The organism is Nocardia sp. NPDC055002, from assembly GCF_053608825.1.
The window spans coordinates 809,172-822,134 of the sequence record NZ_JBSGWE010000001.1 but is presented as its reverse complement, the minus strand read 5'-3'; the positions used below and the strand labels follow the sequence as shown (position 1 = coordinate 822,134).

Below are 12,963 nucleotides of genomic sequence, written 5' to 3'. Positions count from 1 at the left end.
TGATTCAGGTGCCGATCGGTGTTCTCGCCAGCGCGGCGGCCACGTCGGCGGCTCGGCGCGCCTGGTCGGCGGTGACGGGTTCGTGGGTGACGAACAGCCGGTGGAACAGCGGTGCGACCGCGAGCCGGATGATCTCGGCGGCGTCGACCTCCGGGGCGACCTCACCGCGCGCGACCGCCCGTGCCACGATCGCCGCCGCCTCACGGTGCCGTGCCGCGTAGAAGTCGCGCAGCGCGTCGGCGGCCTCGGGATGTTGCATCCCCGCGGCGATGAAAGCCGTTGCCACCGAACCTGATTCGGGATCGGTGAAGCCCTGTCGGAGCAACTCGGTCAGGCCGCGGAGATCGCCGGTGAGGGTGCCCGTATCGGGGATCGGCCATGGCTGTTGCGAGGCGCGTTCGAGCGCGTCGGCCACGAGCCCCTCCGGGCCGCGCCAGCGCCGATAGACGGTGGTCTTGTGTACCCCGGCTCGCGCGGCGACGGCTTCCACGCTCAGGCCCTGGTAGCCCCGCTCGGCGAGTTCGTCCGTCGTCGCGTCGAGAACGGCTTCCCTGACTCGGGCGCTGCGTCCGCCGGGACGTCGTTGCGGTTCCAAAAACAACTCCTGTTGCGTTAGTCGTCATGGTTTTGTACTGTTAAAGCTACACGAGTTGCGATTGGAGCACTGTTTGACCACTCAACTGTCCCTGCGCGGAGTATCGAAGTCCTATGCGGACCAGCCCGTGCTCGACACCGTCTCGGCCTCGATCCGGCCCGGTGAACGCGTCGGCATCGTCGGCGAGAACGGCGCAGGCAAATCGACCCTGCTCCACCTGCTCGCCGGGATCGCCCGACCCGACGCGGGCACGATCACCGTCACCGCCGAGGGCGGGATCGGCCACCTCGCGCAAACACTGCCCGGCGACACCGTCGGTGCGGCCATCGAACTGGCGCTGGCCGAACTGCGCGAACTCGAGGCGGGCATGCAAGCCGCCGCCGAAGCGCAGGACATGGACCGCTACGGCGCGTTGCTCGCCCGTTTCGAGGCGCGCGACGGCTACGCCGCCGACGCCAGGGTGGACGCGTCGATGCACGGACTCGGAGTGGCGGGTATCGGCCGTGACCGCCCGCTCGACAGCCTGTCCGGCGGAGAACGGGCCCGCCTCGGGCTGGCCTGCCTGCTCGCTGCCTCGCCGGAGGTGCTCCTGCTCGACGAACCGACCAACCACCTCGACGACGCCGCGCTGACCTGGCTGGAACACCGCCTGCGCACCCATCAGGGCACGGTCGTGCTGGTCTCGCACGACCGGATCTTCCTCGATCGCGTTGTCACCGCGGTGCTCGAGGTCGCCGACGGCGCGTTGACCCGCTTCGGCGGCGGCTACACCGGATTCCTGACGGCGAAGGCGGCCGCGCGCATGCGCTGGGAACAGGCGTACGCGCAGTGGCGCAGCGAGATCGGGCGGCTCGAGGAGTTCGCCACGAGCACTGCCCAGCAGGTCGCGCCGGGTCGCGCGATGACCGACAACAACAAGATGGCCTACGACCGCAATGCCGGGCGGGTGCAGAGCTCGGTCGCGTCGCGGGTGCGCAATACGGCCGAGCGCTTGCGCCGGCTGCGCGAGGATCCGGTGCCGCGACCGCCCGAACCGTTGCGGTTCCGCGGCCGATTCACGGCAGGGACCGGCGTGGAGTTCCACCTCGGCGAGCTGACGCTCGGCCCGCGCGAGCGGCTGCTGATCCACGGACCCAATGGTTCGGGCAAATCGACACTGCTCGACACGATCCACGCGGCAGCACCGGGACGCATCGGCTACCTGCGCCAGGACGAGCGCTTCGATCCGGCCCGAAGTGTCACCGACACTTACGGATTCGGGCGCGAACTACTGCTCGCGACCGGGCTGTTCGCTCCCGAACTGCTCGATCGTGAGGTCGGTACCCTCTCGGAAGGTCAGCGGCGCAGGCTCGCGCTGGCCCGTGTGCTCGCCGGTGAACACGACCTGCTGCTGTTGGACGAGCCGACCAACCACCTGTCACTCACCGTGGTCGAGGAAGTCGAACGCGCGCTGAGCGAGTATCGGGGTGCGGTGGTCGTGGTGTCGCACGACCGGGCGCTGCGCCGTCGTTTCCGCGGAACACAGAAGGGAATTGAGGACTTTGGCTGAGATCGTGCAAGTGATCGACGTGCCCGGCGCCCCGTACGGGATCACCGTCGGGCCCGACGGGGCGCTGTGGTTCACGCTGGTGACGCAGGGTGTGATCGGACGTTGCGCGGAGGGGATCGTGCGGTCCTATCCGCTCGAGCAGTCCGACGGGCAACCGACGGTGATCGTCGCCGGTTCCGACCATGACCTGTGGTTCACCGAGTTCCAAGGTGGTCGGCTCGGGCGGATCACCGTCGACGGTGCGGTGACGAGCAGGTCCATGGAAGGTCCCTACGGTGCGTGCGTCGGGCCGGACGGTGCGCTCTGGTTCACCGAATTACAGGCGGGGCGGGTCGCGCGACTGACCGCGGACGGCAACCTCAGCCGCGTCGAGGTCGACGGTATGCCCTCGATGATCACACCCGGGCCCGATGGAGCGCTGTGGCTCACGGTGAACCAGGGCAACGCGATCGCCCGCGTCGACGCCGACCTCACGCTGCGCGTCCACCCGATCCCCACGGCCGCGGCCGCGCCGGTCGGCATCACCGCGGGCCCCGACGACGCACTGTGGTTCACCGAAATCGGCGCGGGTGCGATCGGGCGCATCGACCTCGACGGCACCATCGCCGAATTCGCGCTCCCGGCGACCGAGGCCCGCCCGCACGCGATCGTGGCGGGCCCCGACGGTGCGCTGTGGTTCACCGAGTGGGCGAGCTGCCGTCTCGGCCGGATCACCATCGACGGCACGATCACGCATCTCGACCTACCGGGCGCCGAACCACACGGACTCACCGTCGACGCTGCCGGAGACCTCTGGGTAGCGATGGAATCCGGTGCGCTGGTGCGGGTTTCTCTGTAACGGCGTCCGTGTCGGTGACCTAGGGCGTGGTCAGCGCCTTGACGACCGCGGTGCCGAAGCCGAGGTCGTTGCTCGTCGGCATGCGGGTGTAGGTGCCGCCGGTCTGGTCGGCGAGGGTCTGCAGGGTCTGGGTGCCCTGGCCGCCGACCACGACGATGTCGATGCGAATGGGCTTGCCCGACTTGGTCGCCGCGGTGATCTCGTCGACCAGCGCGGTGCCGGTCAGCGTCGAATCGTCGTCGGGACCGTCGGTGATCAGCAGAATCGAATTCGTGCGGCCGGGGGAGTAACCGGCCACCGCGGCGCGGTAGGCGGCGAGCAGGCTCGGGTACGCCTGATCCGCGGTGAGCTGGCTCGGTTTCACGGCGGTGACCGCCGAGCCGACCGCGTTGCGCTGGGAGTCGGTGAGCAGCTCGGTGGCCGCCTGCACCTTGTACGGGGTGGCGCCGTCGAGGTTCTTGCCGAACGTCCACAGGCCGAGCCCGAAGTCGGGCGGCATCACCTGCAGTGTGGAGGCGACCGCGGCAATCGCGTTCGACAGCCGGGTGGTCGAGCCCTCGGCGGTACCCATCGACGACGACACGTCGAGCAGGACCGTCGCGTTCACCCCGAGCACCGGGTTGGCCAGCGTCGACTGCACCTTCTCCAGTGCCGCACGCGGCGGATTCGCCGGTGCCGACCCGATGGCGGGCCCGAAGCCCTCGGCGGCGAGCGCACCCGCCTGCTCCGGTGCCCGCAGGAAGTCGATGAATCGTGACGCGATCAGATTCTGGGTCTTGTCGACCCAGGGACCCGACACCAGTGCGGCGGGATAATCGGCCAGCGGCGCGCTGCCGACCGGCCGGAACGCGGTGAGACCGCCGGTGCCGAGCTGCTGCTGGGTCGCGGCGACCGCGTGCACATCGTCATCGAGGGGATTCGCGCTGATCGCCGACATGGCGGTCAGCAGATCGGCCGGTGCCTGCGCGCCGGCGGCGAGCCCGGAGATCGCGGCGACGACCTGACCCGACTTGGCGGCCTGCTCGGTCAACGGTTCGGTCCCCGAGATCGCCGCGCCGATGGACGCGGCGGCGGCGGTCGTGGCGTCACCGGCGGGCAGTGCCATGTGCAGCCCACCCCAGCCGGACAGGCCGACCTCGTCGAGTGAGCCCTGCTGCAGTCGTGGCAGGTCGGCCCAGGAGATCTGGTGCTGTTCGAGCGCTTGACGCAGGGCATCGGGCACGGCGAGCACGATCGGGCTGGTGGCGATCGAGGCGGGCGTGCCCTCGATCAGACCCGGCACCCGAACCAGCTCGATCGACCGGCTCGAATCGGCGATCCACAGCCCCGGCTGCGGACCGAGACCTGGATCCCATTTCGTGGTGTCGGCGAGACCGGCGACCAGCGCGCTCGACGGGCGGGCCGACACCTTCACCTGCGCGCAGTGGTCACGCACCCGAGGCTTGGTCGCGTTGAACCGGTCGGCCGCGGCACGCACCGGGCCCGAGATCGCCGGATCGACGGTGACGTCGAGCTGTGAGGCCCCCTCGACGCACTCGGCGGCGGCCGCGACATCGGTGGTCGCGGCACGATCACTGAGCTGGACCCAGGCGACGACGGCGACGATCACCAGCACGATTGCCGATGCCGCGATAACCGGACCCTTGCTGATACTTCGAGAACTGGTCCCGTTGCGATGCGTACCCACGCGGCAAGTTTAAGGACACCGCGCGCAACCGCAGCACAGCGCATACCGGTGCGCATCGCCGCAGGTCACAGCATGCGGCACGAGTGGTCGGCTCAGTCGAGGCAGTGCGTGCAACCATGCAGTGCGTGCCGGATGCGCTGAGCCGGGTGCCACAGCGGACACCCGGCTCGGCCGGTCACGCGCGAATCACGCGGCCGCGATCGAATTCACGACCACCCCACACCCCGGACTGACCCGTCTGCGCCGCGTACTCGGCGCACCCCGCGAGCAACGGGCACCCGGCGCAGATCTTGCGGGCGTAATCGAAATCCTGCGACGGGTAGGGAAACCACGCCTCGTGGTTGGGGTCACCACGGCAGGCGGCGCGGTGCCATTGCCCCGAATCGGACAGGGTCAGCAGTTCGGTCAGTGCGAGGTCGGTGGTGGTCACGGCGCGTACTCCTTCCAGATCCGGCGCTGCTTGCGAGCGAGCGGGTCGGGAGCCTTGGGCTCCCACAGCAGCCGCATTCCCGCCTCTTCCGGGGTGCGGTCGGCCTTGCCTGTATTGCACGGTGCGCAACAGGCGACGAGATTGCTCCAGGTGTTCGGTCCACCCCGGCTGCGGGGGCGGATGTGGTCGACGGTGTGCGCCCAATCCGCGCAGTAGCCGCACCGGTGCTTGTCGCGACGCAACACCCCGGCCAGGGTGGCGCGGCTGTCGTCACCGATCGGCGTGAGGTGCGCCAGGTAGACGTAGCGCACCAGCCGGATCGTCTCGGGCAACGCGATGACCAGATGCTGCGAGCGGATCGGGAACCGCGGTGCCCGCTCGATCACGGTCTCGGCGGCGCCGCTGAGCAGCAAGGTCACGGCCCGATCGGCGGTGATCTCGTCGAGAGCCTCGTAGCTGGCATTCAGCACGAGCACCCTCGTGTGTATCCAGGTGTCGGAAGCGGGCGCCGTCGGGTCGACGGCATGACGAATCATCATGGGAATCACCATGTTTCGAGAGGAGTGAACGTCAGGAGCGGAGGTGGGCGGGCCGGTCAGGCCGCGGTCAGGAAACGGCCGGAGCCATCGATATCCAGGCGCATCGCGCGATGGACCGAATTCGCGCGGCGATAGGTCTTGCCCGATTCTCGCTGTGGCGCTTGCTGTTTCACGGCCGTCTCCTCCTCTCGATGCTGCTCGTCGGTTCCTCGCCCGCTGCGAGTCACCTGCGTGAAATCATGGTGGCATACCGTGTCCGAAATGTCGGCTGATTTATTTCGGGGCGCATCCCACCGGCGACCGGCGTGAGTTCGGCACGGTGACGTCAGCGCGTGAGCTGCCCGAGAGCCGGGCCGACCCCCACACGGCGAACCCCGCCGAGGCGTAGAGGGCGCCGAACAAGCTGGCGGCCCACCATCCCCACGTGATGTACGCCCAGGTCGTGGTGACCGCGCCGAGAGCCGAGCCCAGCGAGTAGAAGGTCATGTACGCGCCGATGACGCTGCCGGCGCGGTCAGGGTATGCGGTGGTCAGTAGATGCTGGCTGCTCACGTGCACGGCTTGGACGGCGAAGTCGAGCACCACGACACCGACGACGAGCAGCGCCAGGGATGACCCGGCTCGCGCGATGAGCAGCCAGGACGCGGTGAGCAGCGCCAGCGACCACCCGGTGATCCGCTGCGCGTGACCGGCATCGGCCCACCGGCCCGCGCGGCCGGCGCCGAGGGCTCCCGCGAGCCCCACCAGCCCGAACAGTCCGATCTCGGTGGTGCCGAAGTTCCAGGGTCGCGTGCCGAGTGGGAGCGCGAGGCCACTCCAGAGCGAGCCGAAGGACGCGAAGACGAAGAAGGCGATCAGGCCCCGGCTCAGGAACAGTCGATCCGTGGTGACGAGATGTCGCATCGACCGCAGAATCTGGGTGTATCGATCACGGGAGGCTCTGATGTCCGGGTCCAGACCTGCTCGGGTGACGACGGCGAGCCCCGCGCACAGCACGGCCAGCAGGGCATAGACCGCACGCCAGCCGAGCGTGTCGCCCAGCAGCCCCGCGACCACCCGCACGCCGAGGATCCCGATCACGACACCCGAGGTCACCGCACCGATGTTGCGACCACGCTCGCCGGGCGCGGAAACAGCGGCGACATAGGCGACTGTCACCTGCACCACGACCGCGAACACTCCGGCGAACGCGAGTCCGGCCACCGCGACCCCACCGCTGGGCGCGGCGGCCGTGATCGCGGCCCCGATCGAGGTGAGTGCCAGCAGTCCGCCGATGAGCCGACGTCGGTTCAGCAGGTCGCCGAGTGGCACCAGCAGGATCAGCCCGGCGAAGTAGCCGATCTGCCCGGCGGCGATCAGTACGCCCGACGACTCCGGTGAGACACCGAGCTCGGCGCCGGCGACGGCAAGGACCGGCTGGATCGCGTAGATCGTGGACACCGCCGCGGCGCACACCGTCGCCAGCACCCATCGCTGTGCTCGCGTGACTCCTGTCGCCACCAGACCTCCAAAGAGTAGCAAAATGAAACCAATTCTCACCGTAGGCAATAATGGTTTCGAATTGCAACCCATCAGGAGGTGGCTCATGGCACCAGCGCCCGGCTCCGACCGCGCATGGACCGACCCGACCTGCCCGGTCGCTCGCACGGTCGACCTGGTCGGGGACCGGTGGAGCCTGCTCATCGTGCGAGACGCCATGGACGGACCGGCGTCGTTCACCGAGTTCCGGCAGCGGCTCGGGATCGCGCGCAACATCCTCGCCGACCGTCTGCGCCGCCTCGTCGAGGACGGCATCCTCACCACCAGCGCCACTGCGAGCGGCAAACGGCACGTCTACGAGCTGACCCGTGCCGGGCAGGATCTGTTCACCACCATCGTCGCGCTGCGTCAATGGGGCGAAAGGCACGCCTTCACCGACCACGAGCCCCGTTCGGCGCTCGTGGACCACGACGGCCGACCCCTCGCCGCGCTACACCCCCGCAGTCAGTCCGGAACAGAGGTCACGGCCGAGACCACGGCCGTGCGACGAGTGGACTGAGAGCCCGCCGGTCCACGCGTTCTGTTGCGCGGAGGCGCGCCCCGGTCCTCGGCTGACCTACGTCCGATCGGCGGCGACGAGTTCGGCGCAGCGTTCGCCGACGAGCATCACCGTGATGTTCGGGTTGACCGTGGTGTGCGCGGGGAACACCGACGCGTCGGCGACGCGCAGACCCTCGACGCCCTTGACCCGCAGCTCGGGGTCGAGGGGACTCATCGGGTCGTCGACCGCGCCCATGCGGACCGTGCCCACCGGGTGGTAGACGGTGTTGTGGGTCCGGCGGACGTAGTCGGCCAGTTCGGCGTCGGTCTGCGCGTCCGGCCCCGGATACAGCTCACGCGCCACCCAGTCCGACAGAGGTGCGGTCGCGGCGATCTCGCGCGCCTTGCGCAGACCGGCGATCATCACGCGCATATCGTGACCCTCGGGGTCGGTGAAGTAGCGCGGGTCGACCTTCGGCTTGTCCCGGAAATCGCGCGAGCGCAATCGCACCGTGCCGCGCGAGCGGGCATGGGTGACGTTCGGTGTCAGACAGAAGGTGTTCTCGGCGGTCGGATACCCCTGCCGCAGTGTGTGCATGTCGAAAGGCACGCTGCCGTAGTGCATCATCAGGTCCGGCCGGTCGAGTCCGTCCTCGGTCGGGGTGAAGATGCCCGCTTCCCACCACTGGGTGGAGCTGTCCACCATCGGTCGCGTCGTCTCGAAACCGATCACGCCCTCCGGGTGGTCCTGCAGGTTCGCGCCGACACCGGGCGAGTCGACGATCACCTCGATGCCGTTCTCGCGCAGGTGAACCGTCGGCCCGATGCCCGAGAGCATGAGCAGCTTCGGTGAGTCGATGGCGCCGGCGGAGACGATCACCTCACGGTTGGCCGTGATCCGGGTGGTGCGGCCGAACGCGTTGTCGGTGATGTCGACCCCGACCGCCCGCCCGTTCTCGATCACGATCTTCTTGGCCCACGCGCCGGTGCGGATGGTGAGGTTCGGCCGGTCGAGATGAGGGTGCAGATAGCTGACCGACGACGACGAGCGCGTCCCGTCGGTGCGCCGGTTGATCTGAAAGAAGTTGGCGCCGTTGACGACTGTGCGTCCCGCGTTGAACTCGGCGCGCGGGATACCGACCGCCTCGCAGGCGTCGAGCAAGGCCACACCGCACGGATCGTTCGGCGGCACCGTCATGATGTGCACCGGGCCACCGCGGCCGTGATGCTCGCCGGGGGCGTCGTTGGTCTCGATCCGCGGATACAGCCGATACACCGAGTCCGCACCCCACCCGGTGGCGCCGTGCTCGCGTTCCCAGGAATCCAGGTCCTCGCGCGGAGCCCAGAACGCGATGCAGCTGTTGTGCGAGGAGCAACCACCGAGCACCTTGGCGCGGGCGTGGCGCATGAACGAATTGCCGTTCTCCTGCGGCTCGATCGGGTAGTCCCAGTCGTAGCCCGATTCCAGCAGTTCCATCCAGCGGTCGAGTCGCAGGACGGCCGGGTCGTCGACATCGGAGGGGCCCGCCTCGAGCAAGCAGACCGTCACCGACGGGTCCTCCGACAACCGTGCCGCGACGGCCGCTCCCGCGGAACCTCCGCCGACGATCACGTAATCGTATGTGGTCACCGCTGTTCCTCCCGATCGGCGAACCAGCCGGTGACGCCCGGCCGGAGATTCTCGTAGACGTGCTTGGCTTCGCGATACTCGTGCAGCCCGGAGGGACCGAGCTCGCGTCCGACACCCGAGCGGCCGAAACCACCCCACTCGGCCTGCGGCAGGTACGGCCCGAAGTCGTTGACCCACACCGTGCCGTGCCGCAGCCGGGCGGCGACGCGGCGGGCGCGTGCGGCGTCACCGGACCACACCGCGCCCGCGAGACCGTATTCGGTGTCGTTGGCGATGGCGACGGCCTCGTCTTCGGTGGTGAAGGTCTCCACGGTCACGGTGGGCCCGAACGCCTCGTCGTGCACGCACGCCATCGCGCGGGTGGCGCCGTCGATGACGGTCGGCAGGTAGAACCATCCGATGTCGAGGTTCCCGGAGCCCCGGTCACCGGTGGCGAACGCGCCACCGGTGCGGATGACGGCACCCTCGGCGCGGGCCTGCTCGACATAGGCGTCCACCTTGTCGCGGTGGGCGGCCGAGATCAGCGGCCCGGTTTCGGTCCCCTCGGCGAAGGGCAAGCCGAGCCGGATCTGCTCGGCGCGGCGCACCAGCTCGTCGACGAAACGGTCGTGTGCCGATTCCTCGACGACCAGGCGCGCGCCCGCCGAACACACTTGACCGGAGTGCAGGAACGCCGCGTTCAGTGCGTTGTCGACGCTCGCGGCCAGCCGTTCGTCGGTGTCGCAGGCGTCGGCGAAGACGACATTCGGGTTCTTGCCGCCCAGCTCGAGCGCCACCTTCTTGACCGTGGCGGCCGCCTCGCGCGCGATGATCTTGCCGGTGGCGAGCCCGCCGGTGAACGAGACCAGGTCGACATCGGGATGTTCGGACAGCGGTGCACCCGCGGTGGCGCCCGCGCCGAGCACGAGATTGGCCACCCCGGCAGGCACGCCGAGGTCATCGAGCACCGACATCAGCAGAATCGCGGTGTGGGGAGTCAGTTCGGCCGGCTTGAGAACGAACGTATTGCCTGCCGCCAACGCCGGAGCGACTTTCCAGGCCGCCTGCAACAGCGGGTAGTTCCACGGCGTGATCAACCCGCAGACACCGACCGGTTCGTAGACGATGCGGGAATCGATGTCGGGGGAGCCCGCGTCGACGACCCGGCCCGCGTCGTCGGCGGCGAGTTTGCCGAAATACCGGAAGCAGTTCGCGATGTCGGACATGTCGATGTCGGACTCGTAGGGGCGCTTGCCGGTGTCGAGGGTTTCGGCGCGCGCGAACTCGTCTCGTCGCGCGTCGATCGCGTCGGCGACCCGCAGCAGCAGGTCGCCGCGCTCGGCGGCGCCGGTGCGGCGCCACGGGCCTTCGTCGAAGGCGCGGCGGGCCGCGGTGATCGCGGCGACCGTGTCGTCCCGGCCTGCCTCGGCGACGACCCCGACGAGGGAATCGTCTGCAGGGCAGCGGATCTCGCGCGTCTGCCCGGACGCTGACGGTCGCCAGGAACCGTCGATATAGAGAGTGTCGCTCATGCTGGATCCCTTCACAGTTCGCGGTCGGTACTGTCGACGTCGCAGGATTCGGGCTCGTGGTGATCGCTCGCCGCGCGGCGCAGGTGCAGATAGCCGAGGTGGCGTTCGTACTGGTCGAGAATGTCGCCGATGATCTGCTCGCGGCTGTAGCCGTTGAGCGAGTAGCCCTGCGATCCCTCGGCCAGGTAGACCTCGCAGCGGAAGTAGCGGTCTCCGGAACGTTGCGCGAGCACGGCATAGGTCGGGGCCGGTGCCGAGACCGGCCAGATGCCGTACTCGAACCGGGGCTCGCTGGCCTGATCGACCAGCAGACGCGGCGACGGCAGACCCTCGTTGGACTGGGAATCGTCGATGGTCGCCGTCATACCCATGTGCTCGAACTCCGCGGCGACATCGTGCATCGCCGGATCAACGGTGCCGCTGATGAATTTTCGGGTGGCCGCGGCACCCGGGTAATTGACGGTCGAGAGCAACCGGCGACGCCAACTGCTGAGTTCGGCCGGTCCACGGCCTGCGGCGAAAGCTTTGGGCAGCGAGGTGCGGTAGCTGTCGAGTTTGAACGACTCGCTGTGCACGGCGCGCAGCAGCGCGATGCCGATCAGCGCCAACACGAACGAGAACGGCAGCCCCATGATGATGGTGGCGTTCTGCAGGGTCGTGATGGACCCACCCGCACCCGCGAACAGCATCGACAGAGTGAGCACGCCGATCGCGGCCGACCAGAAGATGCGGGTGCCGGTGGCGCAGTCGGCCATCGGATCGGGCAGCTTCGAGGTGAAATTGCCCATGACCAGCGACCCCGAATCGGCGGTGGTCACATAGAAGAGCAGCCCGGTGATGGTCGCGACGCCGAGCAACAGTGTCGCGCCGGGATATTTCTCGAGCAGCGAGTAGAAGCCGAGTTCGGCTCGGTCCGCGGTCTTCTCGGCGAAGGCTCGGTCGTCCCTGGCGACCTCGAGCGCGCTGTTGCCGAAGATCGAGATCCACATCAGGGTGAAGCTGAACGGCACGACCAGCACGCCGAAGATGAACTGGCGCAGCGTGCGTCCGCGCGAGATGCGCGCGAGGAACAGGCCGACGAACGGCGCCCAGGCCACCCACCACGCCCAGAAGAACAGCGTCCAGCTGTCCAGCCAGGTCGACGGCGCGTTCGCCGTCTCGGGATTGCGCTCCCAGGCGAAGGTGTCGAGGGTCCGGTCGGGGAAGGTCGAGAGGTAGTCGCCCGCATTCTGGGCCAAACCGTTGAGCAGGAAGTCGGTGTGACCGGTCACCAGGATGTAGACCAGCAACGCGATCGCCATGATGACATTGAGTTCGGACAATCGCCGGATGCCCTTGTCGACACCGGTGGTCGCCGAGATCGTGGTGATGGCGACCGACAGTGCGATCAGCCCGATCTGGGCGGCTTTGCCCTGCGGGATCCCGAACAGCTGATGCAGACCGTAGTTGAGCTGGACGATGCCGATGCCGAGCGAGGTGGCGATGCCGAAGATGGTGCCCAGCACCGCGGCCACGTCGATCGCGTCGCCCCACCGGCCGTGTACGCGCTTGCCGAAGATCGGATAGAGCGCGGCCCGGATCGTCAGGGGCAGGTTGTGCCGGAACGCGAAATAGGCGAGTGCGCCGCCCATCAGCGCGTACATCGCCCAGCCGGTGATGCCGTAGTGGAAGATCGTCCAGGCCACCGCGTTGCGGGCCGTTTCGTTGGTGCCCGGCTCGCCGAGCGGGGGATGCAGGTAGTTGTAGACGGGCTCGGCGACCGAGAAGAACATCAGGTCGATGCCGATACCCGCCGCGAACAGCATCGATGTCCAGGAGAACAGGCTGTATTCCGGCCGTGACTCCTCCGGCCCCGGCCGGTAGCGGCCGTACCGGCTGGCGCCGAGGAAAACGACCAGGCCGAGGATGGCCGTGGCGAGCACGAAGTACCACCAGCCGAACCAGGTGGTGGTGAAGGTCTTGACCTCGCCGACGATGGTCTCGGCGCTCGACGGTGAGGCCAGTGCCCAGATCCCGAACGCGAGCACGGTGCCCGCCGCGATGAGGAACACCGGCTTGTTGACCGAACGACGCCCCGCGACCGGATGTGCCGGGACCGCCTCGTCCTCGGTCCCGGCAGGTGATCGTTGCGTGCCGTTGTCCCCGGGATTGCTGACACCACCCAT

11 protein-coding genes are annotated in these 12,963 nt (G+C 68.7%); 3 read left to right on the top strand and 8 right to left on the bottom strand.

What is annotated here, in order from left to right; all coding sequences use genetic code 11:
* Nucleotides 1-4: 4 nt before the first annotated feature.
* Complete coding sequence (locus tag ACWF99_RS03945) at nt 5-595, bottom strand: TetR/AcrR family transcriptional regulator (RefSeq protein WP_452534537.1); 591 nt, start codon at nt 593-595, stop codon at nt 5-7.
* Nucleotides 596-656: 61 nt separating this feature from the next.
* Between ACWF99_RS03945 and ACWF99_RS03940 the strand changes: the two genes are divergently transcribed.
* Both ACWF99_RS03940 and ACWF99_RS03935 read left to right on the top strand, forming a co-directional pair.
* Nucleotides 657-2,144, top strand: coding sequence for an ABC-F family ATP-binding cassette domain-containing protein (locus tag ACWF99_RS03940; RefSeq protein ID WP_378631219.1), 1,488 nt, complete (start codon nt 657-659; stop codon nt 2,142-2,144).
* Complete coding sequence (locus tag ACWF99_RS03935; RefSeq protein ID WP_378631220.1) at nt 2,137-2,982, top strand: Vgb family protein; 846 nt, start codon at nt 2,137-2,139, stop codon at nt 2,980-2,982. Before ACWF99_RS03940 ends, ACWF99_RS03935 begins: the two co-directional genes overlap by 8 nt.
* 19 nt (nt 2,983-3,001) lie before the next feature.
* Here ACWF99_RS03935 and ACWF99_RS03930 read toward each other — a convergent pair whose 3' ends face one another.
* The 4 genes from ACWF99_RS03930 to ACWF99_RS03915 all read right to left on the bottom strand — a co-directional run bounded on the left by ACWF99_RS03930 (nt 3,002) and on the right by ACWF99_RS03915 (nt 7,138).
* Nucleotides 3,002-4,669, bottom strand: coding sequence for a VWA domain-containing protein (locus ACWF99_RS03930; protein ID WP_452534535.1), 1,668 nt, complete (start codon nt 4,667-4,669; stop codon nt 3,002-3,004).
* 175 nt (nt 4,670-4,844) lie between these two features.
* Nucleotides 4,845-5,099 (bottom strand): WhiB family transcriptional regulator, encoded by a 255-nt coding sequence (locus ACWF99_RS03925; protein WP_378631224.1) that lies wholly within the window; start codon nt 5,097-5,099, stop codon nt 4,845-4,847.
* The gene (locus tag ACWF99_RS03920; RefSeq protein ID WP_378631226.1) at nt 5,096-5,638 is read right to left on the bottom strand and encodes an HNH endonuclease; all 543 of its coding nucleotides are present in this window, start codon (nt 5,636-5,638) and stop codon (nt 5,096-5,098) included. The genes ACWF99_RS03925 and ACWF99_RS03920 overlap by 4 nt, the downstream gene beginning before the upstream one ends.
* Before the next feature lie 273 nt (nt 5,639-5,911).
* Nucleotides 5,912-7,138 carry an MFS transporter gene (locus tag ACWF99_RS03915; protein ID WP_452534532.1) on the bottom strand — a complete coding sequence of 409 codons (1,227 nt, stop codon included), beginning with the start codon at nt 7,136-7,138 and terminating at the stop codon, nt 5,912-5,914.
* Nucleotides 7,139-7,223: 85 nt separating this feature from the next.
* Here ACWF99_RS03915 and ACWF99_RS03910 point away from each other — a divergent pair, with 85 nt between their 5' ends.
* The gene (locus tag ACWF99_RS03910) at nt 7,224-7,676 is read left to right on the top strand and encodes a winged helix-turn-helix transcriptional regulator (protein ID WP_378631229.1); all 453 of its coding nucleotides are present in this window, start codon (nt 7,224-7,226) and stop codon (nt 7,674-7,676) included.
* Nucleotides 7,677-7,733: 57 nt separating this feature from the next.
* On the opposite strand, the gene ACWF99_RS03905 is transcribed toward ACWF99_RS03910, so the two are convergent.
* From ACWF99_RS03905 to betT, 3 genes are read right to left on the bottom strand one after another with little or no spacing between them, the layout of a single operon-like run.
* A complete protein-coding gene (locus ACWF99_RS03905; RefSeq protein ID WP_452534530.1) occupies nt 7,734-9,287 on the bottom strand; it encodes a GMC family oxidoreductase in 1,554 nt (517 codons plus the stop codon).
* The gene (locus ACWF99_RS03900) at nt 9,284-10,798 is read right to left on the bottom strand and encodes an aldehyde dehydrogenase family protein (protein WP_452534529.1); all 1,515 of its coding nucleotides are present in this window, start codon (nt 10,796-10,798) and stop codon (nt 9,284-9,286) included. The genes ACWF99_RS03905 and ACWF99_RS03900 overlap by 4 nt, the downstream gene beginning before the upstream one ends.
* 11 nt (nt 10,799-10,809) lie before the next feature.
* On the bottom strand, nt 10,810-12,963 hold the full coding sequence (gene betT, locus ACWF99_RS03895) for a choline BCCT transporter BetT (RefSeq protein WP_452534527.1): 2,154 nt from the start codon (nt 12,961-12,963) through the stop codon (nt 10,810-10,812).